Origin of the sequence: Dickeya fangzhongdai (genome assembly GCF_002812485.1) — a bacterium.
GTDB classification, from domain to species: Bacteria; Pseudomonadota; Gammaproteobacteria; order Enterobacterales; family Enterobacteriaceae; genus Dickeya; species Dickeya fangzhongdai.
Genome location: NZ_CP025003.1, coordinates 4,173,457 through 4,190,169 on the forward strand (window position 1 = coordinate 4,173,457; position 16,713 = coordinate 4,190,169).

Annotated in this window: 9 protein-coding genes; 2 read left to right on the forward strand and 7 right to left on the reverse strand. The window is 58.9% G+C overall.

Going from position 1 to position 16,713, the window contains the following annotated elements; translation table 11 throughout:
* Window positions 1-39 precede the first annotated feature (39 nt).
* The 3 genes from acnB to CVE23_RS18710 form a co-directional block, all read right to left on the reverse strand.
* Complete coding sequence (acnB, locus tag CVE23_RS18700; RefSeq protein ID WP_100850139.1) at window positions 40-2,637, reverse strand: bifunctional aconitate hydratase 2/2-methylisocitrate dehydratase; 2,598 nt, start codon at window positions 2,635-2,637, stop codon at window positions 40-42.
* Between the two features lie 359 nt (window positions 2,638-2,996).
* Window positions 2,997-3,863 (reverse strand): alpha/beta hydrolase, encoded by an 867-nt coding sequence (locus tag CVE23_RS18705; protein ID WP_038920205.1) that lies wholly within the window; start codon window positions 3,861-3,863, stop codon window positions 2,997-2,999.
* A 69-nt stretch (window positions 3,864-3,932) separates the two neighbouring features.
* Window positions 3,933-6,320, reverse strand: a complete 2,388-nt coding sequence (locus tag CVE23_RS18710) for a TonB-dependent siderophore receptor (RefSeq protein ID WP_145958433.1) — start codon at window positions 6,318-6,320, stop codon at window positions 3,933-3,935.
* Window positions 6,321-6,501: 181 nt separating this feature from the next.
* Between CVE23_RS18710 and CVE23_RS18715 the strand changes: the two genes are divergently transcribed.
* Together CVE23_RS18715 and CVE23_RS18720 are read left to right on the forward strand one after the other, a co-directional pair.
* Window positions 6,502-7,488, forward strand: coding sequence for a helix-turn-helix transcriptional regulator (locus CVE23_RS18715; protein WP_038920207.1), 987 nt, complete (start codon window positions 6,502-6,504; stop codon window positions 7,486-7,488).
* A gap of 116 nt (window positions 7,489-7,604) precedes the next feature.
* Entirely contained in the window at window positions 7,605-8,981 is a 1,377-nt protein-coding gene (locus CVE23_RS18720) for an MmgE/PrpD family protein (protein WP_100850140.1), read from the forward strand.
* Window positions 8,982-9,014: 33 nt separating this feature from the next.
* Here CVE23_RS18720 and CVE23_RS18725 read toward each other — a convergent pair whose 3' ends face one another.
* The 4 genes from CVE23_RS18725 to aceE all read right to left on the reverse strand — a co-directional run bounded on the left by CVE23_RS18725 (window position 9,015) and on the right by aceE (window position 16,588).
* The gene (locus tag CVE23_RS18725) at window positions 9,015-10,199 is read right to left on the reverse strand and encodes a dienelactone hydrolase family protein (protein WP_038920210.1); all 1,185 of its coding nucleotides are present in this window, start codon (window positions 10,197-10,199) and stop codon (window positions 9,015-9,017) included.
* Between the two features lie 187 nt (window positions 10,200-10,386).
* Window positions 10,387-11,811 (reverse strand): dihydrolipoyl dehydrogenase, encoded by a 1,425-nt coding sequence (gene lpdA / locus CVE23_RS18730; RefSeq protein WP_038669278.1) that lies wholly within the window; start codon window positions 11,809-11,811, stop codon window positions 10,387-10,389.
* A gap of 213 nt (window positions 11,812-12,024) precedes the next feature.
* Window positions 12,025-13,911, reverse strand: coding sequence for a pyruvate dehydrogenase complex dihydrolipoyllysine-residue acetyltransferase (gene aceF / locus CVE23_RS18735; RefSeq protein WP_100850141.1), 1,887 nt, complete (start codon window positions 13,909-13,911; stop codon window positions 12,025-12,027).
* 13 nt (window positions 13,912-13,924) lie between these two features.
* Entirely contained in the window at window positions 13,925-16,588 is a 2,664-nt protein-coding gene (gene aceE / locus CVE23_RS18740; RefSeq protein WP_038665768.1) for a pyruvate dehydrogenase (acetyl-transferring), homodimeric type, read from the reverse strand.
* Window positions 16,589-16,713: the final 125 nt, after the last annotated feature.

Consider the following 16,713-nt stretch of genomic DNA (forward strand, 5'->3'; position numbering starts at 1 on the left):
CGGCCTCCCTTCCTGTTAATTGCTGCGAACTATAGCGGTTTACACGGCGGTCTGGAAGATCACCTTGTCCGCTTTGTTCGTGTACTGCTGCAACTGGTCAAAGTTCAGATAGCGGTAAGTGTCGTCCGCGGTCTTGTCCACCTGCACCATGTACTGCTGGTACTCGTCCGGCGTCGGCAGACGCCCCAGCAGCGACGCCACCGCCGCCAGTTCGGCTGACGCCAGATACACATTGGCACCCGCTCCCAGACGGTTCGGGAAGTTACGGGTCGACGTCGACACCACCGTCGCGCCATCCGCCACCCGCGCCTGGTTGCCCATGCACAGCGAACAGCCGGGGATTTCGACCCGCGCGCCGCTCTTGCCGAATACGCTGTAGTAGCCTTCTTCGGTCAGTTGCGCCGCGTCCATGCGGGTCGGCGGCGCCACCCACAGCCGCGTCGGCAGCTGCCCTTTGTGCTGATCCAGCAGTTTGCCGGCGGCACGGAAGTGACCGATGTTGGTCATGCACGAGCCGATGAACACTTCATCAATCTTGTCGCCCTGCACATCGGACAGCAGGCGCGCGTCGTCCGGATCGTTCGGCGCGCACAGGATCGGCTCCTTGATATCCGCCAGATCGATGTCGATCACCGCAGCGTATTCCGCATCGGCGTCGGCTTCCAGCAGTTGCGGGTCCGCCAGCCATTTTTCCATGCCCTGCACACGACGCTCCAGCGTACGGCGATCGCCGTAGCCTTCGGCAATCATCCACTTGAGCAGAATGATGTTGGAGTTCAGGTACTCGACGATCGGCGCCTGGTTGAGCTTGATGGTACAGCCCGCCGCCGAGCGCTCCGCCGAGGCGTCGGTCAGTTCGAACGCCTGCTCCACCTTCAGGTCCGGCAAGCCTTCGATTTCCAGAATGCGGCCGGAGAAGATGTTTTTCTTGCCCTTCTTCTCCACGGTCAGCAGGCCCTGCTTGATCGCGTAGTACGGGATCGCGTGCACCAGATCGCGCAGCGTGATGCCCGGTTGCATCTGGCCTTTGAAACGCACCAGCACCGATTCCGGCATATCCAGCGGCATCACGCCGGTGGCGGCGGCAAACGCCACCAGACCGGAGCCGGCCGGGAAGGAAATCCCGATCGGGAAACGGGTGTGGGAGTCGCCGCCGGTGCCCACCGTATCCGGCAGCAGCATGCGGTTCAGCCAGGAGTGGATCACGCCGTCGCCCGGACGCAGCGACACGCCGCCGCGGTTCATGATGAAATCCGGCAGGGTGTGGTGGGTGTTGACGTCCACCGGCTTCGGATAGGCGGCGGTATGGCAGAAGGACTGCATCACCAGATCGGCGGAGAAGCCCAGACAGGCCAGGTCTTTCAGCTCGTCGCGGGTCATCGGGCCGGTGGTGTCCTGCGAGCCGACCGAGGTCATCCGCGGTTCGCAATAAGCGCCGGGGCGAATGCCGGCGACGCCGCAGGCGCGGCCGACCATCTTCTGCGCCAGCGAGAAGCCGCGGCTGCTCGGCGCCACGTCTTTGGCGTGACGGAACACGTCGCTGTGCGGCAGGCCCAGCGATTCACGCGCTTTGGACGTCAGGCCGCGGCCGATAATCAGCGGAATACGGCCGCCCGCGCGCACTTCATCCAGCAGCACGTCGGTTTTCAGTTCGAAGCTGGCCAGCAATGCGTTGCTGTCGTGGTGACGCACTTCACCCTGGTACGGGTAGATATCAATCACGTCGCCCATGTTCAGTCCGGCGACATCCACCTCGATCGGCAGCGCGCCGGCGTCTTCCATGGTGTTGAAGAAAATCGGCGCGATCTTGCCGCCCAGCACCACGCCGCCGCCGCGTTTGTTCGGCACGTTCGGGATATCGTCGCCCATGAACCACAGCACCGAGTTGGTGGCGGATTTACGGGACGAGCCGGTGCCGACCACGTCGCCGACGTAGGCCAGCGGGAACCCTTTCTGGTTCAGCGCTTCGATTTGTTTGATCGGACCGACCACGCCGGGCTGATCCGGCTCGATGCCTTCGCGGGCGTTTTTCAGCATCGCCAGCGCGTGCAGCGGAATGTCCGGACGCGACCAGGCGTCCTGCGCCGGGGACAGGTCATCGGTGTTGGTTTCGCCGGTCACCTTGAACACGGTGACGGTAATCTTGTCCGCCAGTTTCGGGCGGGACAGGAACCACTCGGCGTCGGCCCAGGATGTGACCACCTGCTGCGCGTGGGTATTGCCGGCTTTGGCTTTTTCTTCCACATCGTAGAAATTGTCGAACATCAGCAGGGTGTGAGATAGCGCGTTGGCGGCGACCGGGGCCAGGGCGGGATTATCCAGCGCTTCAATCAGCGGCTGAATGTTGTAGCCGCCTTGCATGGTGCCCAGCAGCTCGGTGGCTTTTTCCGGGGTAATGAGCGGAGAAACGGTCTCGCCTTTGGTGATGGCAGCCAGGAAACCGGCTTTGACGTAGGCCGCTTCATCAACACCCGGCGGCACACGATTGACTAACAGATCGACTAAAAACTCTTCTTCTCCGGCGGGGGGAGTTTTCAACAATTCCACCAGTGCCGCCATTTGCGAAGCCTCTAGCGGTTTGGGTACGATCCCTTGTGCAGCCCGCTCGGCTACGTGCTTGCGATAATCTTCTAGCACGACGTTCTCCTCGCTCTCATTGTCTAATTATGCCCGGCGCTCAGTTCCAGGTTTAGGCTGATTATCAGCGTGTGGATAAGTAAGGTCAGAGTGCCCGGTCCAGCCCGTTGAGCATATCAGAGTTTGAATCGATTGTTAATTCGTTTACATAAAGGCAACATTTTATAAATACAGTGCCCTTTCAGAGGTATTACTGCGTTCAGAAGCATGAATCCGGACGTCCTGACTTCAGGCCAGCATAGCAGTTAGCGGCAAAATCAACCACCGGTTACCCCGCAGAAACGACAAGGAGAATAAAGAAAAACGCGCGTGCGTCGCTGGTGCCGGACGCGTTAGCGCACGTCCGGCGTTTGACGTCGTTACGACGGCTGGAAGTGATGGCGCAAAGCGTGCAACAGGGCGGGAAACGACGCCGACATATGGGACTGTTCGGCGTAAACATGCAGCGAAACCGTCAGCAGCGGCGTCGTCAGGCGCAGTTGCGTCGCCAGTTCCCGAATGCCATCCACCATACGCCGCTGGCCGCGGTGCTGGCGCAGCCAGCGTTGCCGCTCGTCAGGCAGCCGCTGCTCCCACGCTTCCAGCGATTGCTCGTGTTCCCCCACCGACAGCGCCAGGCTCACCGGCGTATTCAACGGCTGCGCATCTACGTGCTCGACAAACACGTGCTCGACAAACGCTTCGGCCTGCCGGGACAGATAGCCGCCGTTCCACCACACCGACGGGCTGGAGGCATAAAAATGCTGAAAACTGTCCGGCTGCTCAAGCAGCGTATCCACCGTGAATAACCCGCCGTAGGAGTGGCCGAACAGCGCCTGGCGCTGGCTGTCGATGTCGTAGCGTTGATGGATGAACGGTTTGAGTTCCTCCAGTAAAAAACGGCGAAAACCGGCGGCATCCCCTTGTTCACCGGGGGGACGGAGCCCGCCCGCCGGGTCAGGTTCCGGAATCAGTCGTTCCACCGCCGGGCGGTAGTCCCGGTCGCGCCGGGTCGGGCCGTCGTAATCCACCGCCACAATAACGCCCGGCGTCATGCCGCAACGCGGCTCGCGCATCGCCGTCAACAGCGATACCGCCGTGGCAAAGTAGCGCTCGCCGTCCAGCAGGTACATCACCGGCCAGCCCCGTTTGGGCGCCGGGCCGTCCGGCCAGGCGATCAACAGGCGGTAGTGCCCGCACGCCGCCGACGCAAACGTCTCGACCCGGGTGTTGGACAATTGGTACATATCGACATTCTCACTGATTAGTTACGGCATCGGCCGGCGTCAACGCGCCGGCCGTGTCACCGCTTATTGTCAGAAGTGGGTGTTGATGCTCATGTAGAAAGTTCTGCCAGACTCATTGTAGGTCGCCGCCCCGGCGCCGGCGATGTTAATCACGCTGCAACTGCCGTCGGACGCCACGGTACAACCGGCAGAGGCGTTGCCGCGGCGGAACTGGCGTTTGTCGAACAGGTTGCTCACCCCGCCGGTCACGCTGACGTTCTTGGTGATGGCGTAAGTCGCGCTGGTTCCCACTACCGCGTACGGACTGAGTTCGTTCAGTTCGTCACCCGAGGCGGCAAGGCCGCGATAGTTGTATTTCTTCGGTTTCTGACGGCCGTACCAGGTCAACGTCGACTGCAACGACAGATCGTCGGTCGCCTGCCAGCTCAGCGAGGAGTTCAGCGTGAACTCCGGCGTCACCGACAGAATATCGCCGGTGCTCTTGTTCTTCGAACGCAGCATCCAGGTGATGTTGTTGTTCCACTTGATGTTTTCCGATACCGGCACGTTCAGGGTGCCTTCCAGTCCCTCGACCACCGCGCGGGGAATGTTCTCCCAGCGGTAAACATTGGTTTTGCCGTTGGTGGTGGTCCCCACCGGCGTCAGCCCGGATTCAATCTTATTACGGTAATCGTTGCGGAAATACGTCACCCCGGCCTGATAGCCGTCGCGTTTGAACTCGATACCGATCTCTTTGTTGACGCTGGTTTCCGCCTTCAGTTCCTCGTTACCGATCAGATAGCAGTTATTGCTGGCGCCGTTGATCAGATAGCAGCCCTGCCCGCGGCTGTAGAGCAGATAGTTAGGGTTGACCTGATACAGGTTGGGCGCTTTGTAAGCCTGCGCGATGCCCATTTTCAGGGTGAAATCATCGCCCAGCCCCTGCGACAGGTTCAGACCGGGGCTGACCTTGCTGCCCGCCAGCGAGTGGTAATCAAAACGCAGCGCCGGAGTCAGCATGGTGCTTTGGGTCAGTTCGACGTTATCTTCGGCGAACAGCGAGAAAGTATGGGCCTTGATATCGCCGCTGCGGTTACTGCTGCCATAACCCGCAATCGTGCCGGTGGACGACATGTCATACGAGGTAGAGCCGGGGTCCGTCATTCGTTGATCCGACGCTTCGATGCCCAGGGTAGCAGTCTGGCTGAAGTACGCCTCAAACGGGATATTAACCTCGCTATGGGCAGTCAGGGTGCCCAGCTTGACGGTGGTGTAGTCGTCGGGGGAAGAGAAAATCCCCTCGGTGCCGCCCGCCAGCCCTTCGCTGATGCGGGTGTTATGGGTGCGCTCGTATTGCAGATAAGACGTGGAGCTCACGCCGTTGTCCCAGAAGCCGCGATGCGTCACGGCATAGGTCTGCCGGTACATGCGGTTAGTCTCTTTGCCGTAGTTGCTGGCGACATAGCTGTTGGTGTTGGTGTTTTGGGTATCGCCGGCATAGATATTACCCTGACGGCTGGAGCCGACTTCAAACTCCAGCGACTGCTGTTTGGTGATATCCCAGCGCAATACGCCGTTGATATCTTTGTTGCGTACCCCTTCGCGACCAGAAGGCACCGAATTGGCGTAGCTGCCGGTTCGCGCCGATTTATAAGGCTCGTTGATGTCGGCGGCGTCCGCCTGCGTTTTGTTGAGGTTGCCGTACAACCGCAGGCTCAGATTGTCGCTCAACCCGCCGGACAGGCTGAAATCGGTGCGTTTGGTGGCGCCTTCCGCTTTATGCACCGGCGCATTGAAATAGGTATTCCAGCTACCGTGCCACTCCTCGCTCGGTTGTTTGGTGATGATATTGATCACCCCGCCCATCGCGCCAGAGCCGTAGCGCGCCGCCGCCGGGCCGCGCAGCACTTCAATGCGCTCCACCATGTCGGACGGCACCCAGTTGGTATCGCCGCGGCTATCGCGCTCGCCGCGCCAGCCGTAGCGCACGGCATTGCGGCTGGAAATCGGCTTGCCGTCCACCAGAATCAGGGTATTCTCCGGCCCCATGCCGCGGATATCGATCTGGCGGTTGTTGCCGCGCTGCCCGCTGGTGGAGTTGCCGGTCAGGTTAACCCCCGGTTGGGTACGGATAATATCGGACAGATCGTTGGCAGGAGGATGTTTGGCGATATCCTCGGCGGTAATCACCGATACCCCCGGCGCCTGACGCGTCTGCTCCGCCGCCGTCACTACCATCGTATCGCTCTGCGTCTGACCGGTATCGCCGGCCAAGGTGGTACTGGCTGATGTGGTATTAGCTGATGCCGTATTGGCCGCGGTTTTATTGGTCGCTGTTGTCGCGGTGGTTGCTGTTGTCGCGGTATTTGCTGTTGTCGCAGAGGTTACTGTGTCTGCCGCCCAGTTCAGGCTCGGGAAAGTCGCGCAACTTAACCCGATCAGCGTCGCCAGATAATGGCGTGGTCGTAGTGTTATCATCAAAGTCGCCCTGTATAAATTAAAGTCAGCAACGAAAGGTGCTACTGAGAAGTATTTGCATTACCATTCAGGCGCGATCATTGTTACATTTGTTGTTCGGGATGGGGTTTGTATAAACCGCAAATTGCTTTGCGAAAGCGGCAAAATGGCCTGAAATAACCAGACAGAGCAAGGGGAAATCATGCGTAATCATGTTCCGTCATCAGCATCCATTTATAAGAACCAGATTATGCAGATGTCCAGCCTGGTCTCCAACCATTACCGTTTCCTCGGCCCTCAGATGATTGATGAAACGCCGTTGCTGTTCGGCCATTTCAACGTCACGCCGCTGCACCGCGATTTGATTCTGCACACCGCCGACGTGATCAACCTGCACAGCATGCAAACCCAGACCACGCTGAACGGCGCGCTAAAGCTGGCGGTTGTCGTGAACGGCAACGCGCATATCAGCTATGGCGAACGGCGGCTGCATTTGGGCGAACGCCAGCCAGCCTCGCTGGTTTCGCTGACCGAACCCACGCTATTTAGCCGCTACGGCAAACGTGACGACTATGAGCGCACCGTTTCTCTGACCTTTAGCCGGGAATGGCTGTACGGCAACCTGATGGACAGCGTCGACGATTGGCAAGCCATCTATGATTTCACGCAGACTCACCTGGCCACTCATCGCTGGATGCCGTCGCGTCAGGCGCTGGCCGCCGCCTGGCAGATCCTTAACGCCGGCGACTGTCGGACGCCGCTGCAACGCCTGTATCTGGAAACCCAGTGCATGACGCTGATTATCGAAGCGTTCAGTTCGCTCACCGAGCAGGCGTCGATGAATAAACAGATGTCGGGGCTGCCGCTGCGCCACCGCCAGCGGATGCAGCAGGTGAAGGAGATGCTGGAAAGCGGCGAGGCCGATCATCTTGCCATCGCCGATATCGCCAAAAGCGTCAATATGAGCGAAAGCTCGCTGCAACGCTATTTCCGCCAGACCTTTGATATGACGGTGTTTGAATACCTGCGCAACTGCCGCCTGCAGCGCGCGGTGCTGGCGATGCAGCGGGAAGGCGTCGGTATCGCCCAGGCCGCCAGCCTTGCCGGTTACACCAGCCCGGCCAATTTCGCCACCGCCCTGCGGCGCGTCTACGGACTGACGCCGGGGCAGTTGAAAAATCGCGTTTAGCATCTTCGACTGGCCACCCGACCCGCCCGGAAATGAAAAATCACTAGGCTTCGCGCGTCATTCGCGGCATTGTCTGTCATCATGTCCACCGCTCAATAACACGTACCGATATCGCCATGTCCGCCCATTCCAGCATCACCACCCAACTGGCGCGCCTGATCGTCGCCACCCAGCCGGATACCGCCGTCATCGACCTCGCCCGCGACGGGGTGACGGATTTTATCGCCTGCGCGCTGCCGGTCTGGCATGGCGCGGTAGCGGACAGCGGGCTCGCGCCGTTGAAATCGGTCTATCCCGGCCACGACAGCCAGACCCGCAGCCTGCTGCTGGGCTACGCCGGTCACGCGCTGGATTTTGACGATTTCCATTCCGGCTTTCGCGGCCACCCCGGCACGGTTATCCTGCCGGCCCTGCTGGCGCTGGCCGGCGAGCAGCCGGCAATCACGGAAGAACGATTTCTCGTTGCCTATGTCATTGGCGTAGAAACCGCCGGTCGATTGGGGCTGGCCGCCGGCCCGCGCCATTACAGCCAGGGTTATCACAACACCGCTACGCTGGGCGCCGTCGCCGCGGCCGCGGCGATTTGTCGCCTGACAGGCGCCACGACCGACCAGACCGCCAATGCGCTGGGGCTGGCCGCTTCACAAGCCGCCGGGCTACGCGCGCAATTCGGCTCCGCCATGAAACCGCTGCACGCCGGGCTGGCGGCGCGGGCCGGGTTAAGCGCCGCTCAGCTGGCATTGGCCGGGTTCCACGGCAACCACGATACCGTGCTGGAGGCTTTTCTCGCGGCTCATGGCGACGGTCAGCATCACAGCGACGCGTTGATAACCGATTGGGGCAAACCGTGGCGCCTTGTTGCTCCCGGGCTGACCTTCAAGCGTTACCCTACCTGCGGCGGCACCCACAGCGCGGCGGAAGCGGCGTTTATCCTGCGGGAACAATACCTGCAAGAACAGGGGTTGCAGGCACCAGGATTGCAAAAACAAGGACTGCAACGCCCCGGACAACCCTCAGACGACGTGTCCGCCGCCGTTGATCGCATCACGGTGACGTTTCCGCCGGGCGGTGACGCCGCGCCGTTTATCCGGCAGGCCGCTACCGGCGTCGAAGGACGATTCAGCCTCGAATACGTGATTGCCGCCGCGCTGCTGGAAGGCGAGCTGCGATTGGATCGTTTTACCGAAGGCCCGGTCGATCCCCGCATTGCCGCACTGGCTGACAAGGTATCGCGTCAGGCAGACCCCAGCGCCCCGCCGGATGAGCAGAATCCCGACGCCCGTTTTCACGACGTCAGTCTGTGGTTGAAAGACGGCTCGCGTCTTAACGCCAGAGTCACCTGGCGGCAAACCGCGGCCGTAAAAACCGATGTCGCCGCCAAACTGCGTCAGACGCTGAGCCTGCTGCCGCAGTTACCGGCCGACAACGTGCTCCAGCATTGTCAGTTGCGTACGCCCGGCTCACTGGCGGCACTGGTTCGGCTGCTGTCATAACAGCCGCCGGTACCTCGCCGCGATGCCATCAGGCTAGCGCGCCGCATTTCCCGGCGGCGATGCCAGCCAGCGATCCAGCCACTGGAACACCGCTTCCTGCTGCTCCTGATAGAACACATGGCCCAATTCGGGCCAGATACGGGTTTCCAACCGCTCGTCGGCATGCTGCGACTGCCACACCTGATGCATACGGTCGTACGCCGCCTGCACCGCCTGCTGCGGGAACAAAGTGTCTTTGCCGCCGTTGAAGAACAGCATCGGCCGCGGCGCGGCAATACTGGCGACATCCGGGAAATCAAGACGGGCCGGCAGCCCTGGGTGCAACATGTAGAAAGAAGACTGACCGCGCAGCACGTTGTTGCCCGGCACCATCAATCCGTCATAGGTGCCGATCCAGGAAATGGCCGCCGTCGCGGCGGCCTTATCCGACAACGCCGCCAGTTGCCAGGCGCGGTAAGCGCCCATAGAGAACCCCACCACCCCGACCCGCTTCGGGTCGACCGAACGCAGCGAAGCCAGAAAATCCAGCGAACGCATGTCTTCATACGCCAGCGAGCCCGCCAGCGAGCGCCCCAGATTGAAGAAATTACTGGCCAGCGCCTGCTGCTGTTCGTACTTGAGCGGCCCGCGATCGCCCCACCCCAGCGCATCCACCGCCAGCACTACATAGCCCCGTTTTGCCAGTTCATCGCCGACAAACCGGCCGGTGAAGTAACGGTCAGCCCAGGCGTTAGCGGAGGCTAAACGGGTGTCGTCGCCCCACGGCCGGATCATTTTTTCCTTACCGATATCGAATTTCGCGCCGTGATCATGCAGCAGCAACACCGCCGGATGCGGCCCCGGCGTTTTCGGCGTCAGCAGTAATCCGGGCACCCGGCTTTCATCGGTAAGGTTGAAGGCAACCTTCTGCGCCACATACGTGTCGCGATCCTGACTGTCGACAACCTGCGGCTCAAAAGCGCGGTGGGAATCCGGCGTCAGCAGCAGCGAGCGCACCACCTGGCGGGCATGTTGCCGCCATTCGCCGAAATGCGCATAACGCCCGGACAGCCACGAGTCGGGATAGGTCAGTTGCTGTTTCAGTTGCGGGTAGAACGTGGGCAGCGCGTCATCGGTTACCGACGCCGTTGTATAGGAATGATCATTTGCCATAAGCGGGGCGCTCGCCAGACAGCACATCAGAACACAGAGGGTACGACGTAATCCGCGTCTTTTCATTATTATTCTCCAAAAATAAAACATCGTTTCTTTTCGGTGATTTGGATTGTAAATGAAGCAGATAACTCTGGCAGGAAGAGATCGGAATTCTGGGAGGCAGGTAAAAAAAATCCGGCAACATGTGCCGGATAGACATTGAAATGGCAAGAAGCATCGCGCCCCGCCGCTATCGCGACGGGGAAACGGATTATTTCTTCTTCGCTTTCGGGTTCGGCAGGTCGGTGATGCTGCCTTCGAACACTTCAGCGGCCAGACCCACGGATTCGTGCAGGGTCGGGTGAGCATGGATCGTCAGTGCGATATCTTCCGCATCGCAACCCATCTCGATCGCCAGGCCGATTTCACCCAGCAGCTCGCCGCCGTTGGTGCCGACAATCGCGCCACCGATTACGCGGTGCGTTTCTTTGTCGAAAATCAGTTTGGTCATACCGTCGGAGCAATCAGAGGCAATCGCACGGCCGGATGCCGCCCACGGGAATACCGCGGTTTCATAGCTGATGCCTTTTTCCTTCGCTTCTTTCTCGGTCAGACCGACCCAAGCCACTTCCGGCTCGGTGTAAGCGATGGACGGGATCACCTTCGGATCGAAGTAGTGTTTCTTGCCCGCGATGACTTCAGCCGCCACGTGGCCTTCGTGCACGCCTTTGTGCGCCAGCATCGGCTGACCGACGATGTCGCCGATAGCATAGATGTGCGGCACGTTGGTGCGCATCTGCTTGTCGACACGGATGAAGCCGCGATCGTCAACTTCCACGCCAGCCTGGCCGGCATCCAGCAGTTTGCCGTTCGGTACGCGGCCGATAGCAACCAGCACCGCGTCATAACGCTGAGGTTCAGCCGGCGCTTTCTTGCCTTCCATCGACACGTAGATACCGTCTTCTTTGGCTTCTACCGCGGTCACTTTGGTTTCCAGCATCAGGTTGAATTTCTTGCTGATGCGCTTGGTGAAGACTTTGACGATGTCTTTGTCGGCAGCCGGGATCACCTGGTCGAACATTTCAACCACGTCGATCTGAGAGCCCAGCGCATGATACACGGTGCCCATTTCCAGACCGATGATACCGCCGCCCATTACCAGCAGACGTCCGGGAACGCTCTTCAACTCCAGCGCATCGGTGGAATCCCATACGCGCGCGTCGTCATGCGGAATGAACGGCAACTGAATCGGACGAGAACCGGCCGCGATGATAGCGTTGTCGAAGTTCACCGTGGTGCTGCCGTTTTCGCCTTCCACCACCAGGGTGTTCGGGCCGGTGAATTTACCAAAGCCGTTGACCACTTTGACTTTACGGCCTTTGGCCATACCAGCCAGACCGCCGGTCAGCTGATTGATGACTTTTTCTTTCCAGGTACGAATCTTATCGATATCGGTCTGCGGTTCGCCGAACACGATGCCGTGCTCAGCCAGCGCTTTGGCTTCTTCGATAACTTTCGCAACGTGCAGCAGTGCTTTGGAAGGGATACAGCCTACGTTCAGACATACGCCGCCCAGCGTGGAGTAGCGCTCGACCAGCACGGTGTCCAGACCCAAGTCTGCACAACGGAACGCCGCGGAGTAACCTGCGGGGCCCGCGCCAAGTACCACCACCTGAGCTTTAATTTCAGTACTCATCATGACCTCTTAATTAATTTCCGGCGGGTCTGTGACGTCATTATTGTGAGTCTTAACGCCCTCTTCCACCGGGACGTGTCTTTGCCGCGGTAGTTTACAAAATCGTTAACAATTTTGAAACAACAAGCGACTAACGATTTGTCCTTAATCACTGATAGCTGCAACAAATAACAGCTTATCAGAAAAAAGCCGGCCGTCAGGCCGGCTTTTCGATTACATCACCAGACGGCGGATGTCAGACAACGTATTGTTGATGATGGTAATGAAGCGTGCACCATCAGCACCGTCAATGACACGGTGGTCGAAGGACAGAGATATCGGCATCATCAGACGCGGAGTGAACTCTTTACCATTCCAGACCGGTTCCATCGCGGACTTGGACACACCCAGGATAGCCACTTCCGGCGCGTTGACGATCGGCGCGAAGTGAGTGGTACCGAGGCCGCCGATGCTGGAGATGGTGAAGCATCCGCCCTGCATTTCGCCTGCGGTCAACTTACCGTCACGGGCTTTCTTGGAGATAACCGTCAGTTCACGAGACAGCTCGACGATGCCTTTCTTGTTCACGTCTTTGAACACCGGAACCACCAGACCATTCGGGGTATCAACCGCCACACCGATGTTGATGTATTTCTTCAGCGTCAGACGTTGAGCATCTTCAGACAGCGAACTGTTGAAACGCGGCATCTGCTCAAGCGCAGCGGCAACGGCTTTCATGATGAACACAACCGGAGTGAACTTCACGTCCAGTTTGCGCTTCTCAGCTTCTGCGTTCTGCTGTTTGCGGAACGCTTCCAGATCGGTGATGTCGGTTTTGTCGAAGTGCGTAACGTGCGGGATCATGACCCAGTTACGGCTCAGGTTCGCGCCAGAAATCTTCTGGATACGGCCCAGTTCCACTTCTTCGACTTCGCCAAACTTGCTGAAATCGACTTTCGGCCACGGCAACAGACCCGGCAGAGAACCACCGGTAGCGCCAGCCGCCGGTGCGGACTCAGCACGTTTCACCGCTTCTTTCACGTAAGCCTGAACGTCTTCGCGCAGGATACGACCTTTACGGCCGGTACCTTTGACTTTCGCCAGATTGACGCCGAACTCACGCGCCAGACGACGGATAACCGGAGTAGCGTGAATGTAAGCGTCGTTCTCGGCGAACTCGCCTTTGCTGTCGGCTTTCGCAGCAGCAGGAGCGGCGGTCGGCGCGCTGGCAGCCGGTGCCGGTGCGGCAGCGGCCGGAGCAGCGGCAGCAGGAGCGGCGCCTTCTACTTCGAACACCATGATCAGCGTACCGGTTTTCACCTTGCTGCCGGTGCTGACCTTGATTTCTTTGACGGTGCCCGCGAACGGCGCCGGCACTTCCATGGAAGCCTTGTCGCCTTCCACGGTGATCAGCGACTGCTCGGCAGCCACTTTATCGCCGACTTTCACCAGCACTTCGGTCACTTCGACTTCATCGCCGCCGATATCCGGCACGTTGACGTCTTTAGCGCCGCTGCTCACTGCCGGAGCAGCCGCCGGGGCGCTGGCAGCCGGAGCCGGGGCAGCGGCAGGCGCAGCGCCGGCCACCTCAAACACCATGATCAGCGAACCGGTTTTCACCTTGTCGCCGGTCTTGATGCGAATTTCTTTCACCGTACCGGCGAACGGCGCCGGGACTTCCATCGAGGCTTTATCGCCTTCCACGGTGATCAGCGACTGTTCTGCCGCCACGGTGTCGCCGACTTTTACCATCACGTCGGTCACTTCAACTTCGTCACCGCCGATGTCCGGCACTTCGACTTCTTTGGCAGCGCTGGCGGCGGCCGGAGCCGCGGCAGGCGCTGGCGCAGCAGCAGCCGGAGCCGGAGCCGGTGCGGCAGCCGCCGCACCTTCTGCTTCAAAGACCATGATCAGTTTGCCGGTTGCGACCTTGTCGCCCACCGCCACTTTAATCTCTTTAACCACACCGGCTTGCGGTGAGGGCACTTCCATGGACGCTTTGTCGCCTTCAACGGTAATCAGCGACTGCTCGGCTTCCACTTTATCACCCACTTTGACCAGCACTTCGGTGACTTCAACTTCATCTGCACCGATATCCGGTACGTTGATTTCGATAGCCATTACTCTTTCCCTCTTATGCTACGCGCGGGTTAACTTTTTCAGGGTCGATGTTGAATTTCTTGATGGCTTCAGCCACCACGGATTTTTCAACTTCACCGCGTTTAGCCAGTTCGCCCAGCGCAGCCACGACCACGTAGGACGCGTCCACTTCGAAGTGGTGACGCAGGTTCTCACGGCTGTCGGAACGACCGAAGCCATCGGTGCCCAGTACGCGATAATCGCTGGCCGGAACGTAGGTGCGAACCTGCTCGGCAAACAGTTTCATGTAGTCGGTAGACGCGACCGCCGGTGCATCGTTCATCACCTGAGCGATGTACGGTACGCGCGGAGCTTCGGTCGGGTGCAGCATGTTCCAACGTTCGCAGTCCTGACCGTCGCGGGCCAGTTCCGTGAAGGAGGTAACGCTGTACACATCGGAACCGATGCCGTAATCCTTCGCCAGAATCTGCGAGGCTTCGCGCACGTGACGCAGGATAGAACCGGAACCCAGCAACTGAACTTTGCCTTTGCTGCCCGCCACGGTTTCCAGCTTGTAGATACCTTTGCGGATGCCTTCTTCGGCGCCCTGCGGCATGGCCGGCATGTGGTAGTTTTCGTTCAGCGTCGTGATGTAGTAGTAAACGTTTTCCTGCGCTTCGCCATACATGCGGACCAGACCGTCATGCATGATTACCGCAACTTCGTAAGCGAAAGCCGGGTCGTAGGAAATACAGTTCGGGATGGTCAGCGACTGAATGTGGCTATGACCGTCTTCATGCTGCAGACCTTCGCCGTTCAGCGTGGTACGACCGGAGGTCCCGCCGATCAGGAAGCCGCGCGCCTGCTGGTCGCCCGCCGCCCAGCACAGGTCGCCGATACGCTGGAACCCGAACATGGAGTAGTAAATGTAGAACGGGATCATCGGCAGGTTGTTGGTGCTGTAAGACGTTGCCGCCGCCAGCCAGGAAGCGCCTGCGCCCAGTTCGTTGATGCCTTCCTGCAGGATCTGACCTTTCTGGTCTTCCTTGTAGTAAGCAACCAGTTCACGGTCCTGCGGGGTGTACTGCTGGCCGTTCGGGCTGTAGATACCGATCTGGCGGAACAGACCTTCCATACCGAAGGTACGCGCTTCGTCGGCGATGATCGGAACCAAACGGTCTTTGATCGACTGGTTCTTCAGCATCACGTTCAGAGCACGAACAAACGCGATGGTGGTAGAGATTTCTTTGGTCTGCTCTTCCAGCAGAGGACCGAAATCTTCCAGCGTCGGCAGATCCAGTTTTTCATCAAACTTCGGCTGACGGGACGGCAGGTAGCCTTCCAGCGCCTGACGACGTTCGTGCAGGTATTTGTACTCTTCGGAATCTTTGTTGAAGGTAATGAACGGCAGGTTTTCGATATCGGCGTCAGACACCGGCACATTGAAACGGTCGCGGAAGTAGCGCACGCCGTCCATGTTGATTTTCTTGACCTGGTGAGCAATGTTCTTGCCTTCGGCTGCGTCACCCATACCGTAACCTTTGATGGTATGAGCCAGGATAACCACCGGCTTGCCTTTGGTTTCCTGCGCTTTTTTCAGTGCAGCGAAGACTTTCTTCGGATCGTGGCCGCCACGGTTGAGCGCCCAAATCTGATCGTCGGTCCAGTCTTTGACCAGTGCGGCGGTTTCCGGGTATTTGCCGAAGAAGTGCTCACGCACGTAAGCGCCGTTTTTGGATTTGAAGGTCTGGTAGTCGCCGTCAACGGTTTCGTTCATCAGTTGAATCAGCTTACCACTGGTGTCTTTACGCAGCAGTTCGTCCCAACGACCACCCCAGATAACCTTGATTACTTCCCAGCCTGCGCCACCGAAGATGCCTTCCAGCTCGTTGATGATCTTGCCGTTACCGGTGACCGGACCATCCAGACGCTGCAGGTTACAGTTGATGACGAATACCAGGTTGTCCAGTTTTTCGCGGGTCGCGATGGTGATGGCGCCTTTGGATTCCGGCTCATCCATTTCACCGTCGCCCAGGAAAGCGTAAACCGTTTGTTTCGTGGTGTCTTTCAGACCACGATTATTAAGATACTTCAGGAACTTAGCCTGATAGATGGCATTGATTGGACCCAACCCCATTGATACGGTCGGGAACTGCCAGAATTCCGGCATCAGCTTCGGATGCGGATAGGAGGACAAGCCGTTACCATGAACTTCCTGACGGAAATTGTTCATCTGATCTTCGGTCAGACGACCTTCCAGGAACGCACGCGCGTAAACCCCTGGAGAAATATGTCCCTGGAAGAACACCAAATCACCGCCATCCTGTGCGTTACGGGCACGGAAGAAATGGTTGAAGCACACTTCATAGAAGGTGGCGGAGGACTGGAAAGACGCCATGTGACCGCCCAGCTCCAGATCCTTTTTAGATGCACGCAGAACTGTCATGATCGCGTTCCAACGGATGGTGGAACGAATACGGCTTTCCAGATCAAGGTTACCCGGATATGCGGGCTCATCTTCAACCGCGATGGTGTTAACGTAGTTGCTGCCAGCGCTGCCCGCAGCCACTTTCACACCACCTTTGCGTGCTTCGGACAGTACCTGATCAATCAGGAACTGAGCGCGCTCAACACCTTCTTCACGGATAACCGATTCGATCGCCTGCAGCCAGTCACGCGTTTCGATCGGATCCACGTCATTGTTCAAACGTTCTGACATGGTGTATTCCTTATCTGTTTCTAATCAGTGGATTTGTCTGGAGCCTGTCTTCCTGCGTTCTGTTCCTGCCGGAGAAAGCGCAGGAAGACAGGCCCTTCGTCTTGTTACCGCACACGACCGCCACC

Excerpts from the sequence above, each read along its gene's own strand:
- lpdA (WP_038669278.1), bottom strand. The coding sequence starts at position 11,811 with ATGAGTACTGAAATTAAAGCTCAGGTGGTGGTACTTGGCGCGGGCCCC.
- CVE23_RS18725 (WP_038920210.1), bottom strand. The coding sequence starts at position 10,199 with ATGAAAAGACGCGGATTACGTCGTACCCTCTGTGTTCTGATGTGCTGT.
- CVE23_RS18720 (WP_100850140.1), top strand. The coding sequence starts at position 7,605 with ATGTCCGCCCATTCCAGCATCACCACCCAACTGGCGCGCCTGATCGTC.
- aceF (WP_100850141.1), bottom strand. The coding sequence starts at position 13,911 with ATGGCTATCGAAATCAACGTACCGGATATCGGTGCAGATGAAGTTGAA.
- CVE23_RS18710 (WP_145958433.1), bottom strand. The coding sequence starts at position 6,320 with ATGATAACACTACGACCACGCCATTATCTGGCGACGCTGATCGGGTTA.
- aceE (WP_038665768.1), bottom strand. The coding sequence starts at position 16,588 with ATGTCAGAACGTTTGAACAATGACGTGGATCCGATCGAAACGCGTGAC.
- CVE23_RS18715 (WP_038920207.1), top strand. The coding sequence starts at position 6,502 with ATGCGTAATCATGTTCCGTCATCAGCATCCATTTATAAGAACCAGATT.
- CVE23_RS18705 (WP_038920205.1), bottom strand. The coding sequence starts at position 3,863 with ATGTACCAATTGTCCAACACCCGGGTCGAGACGTTTGCGTCGGCGGCG.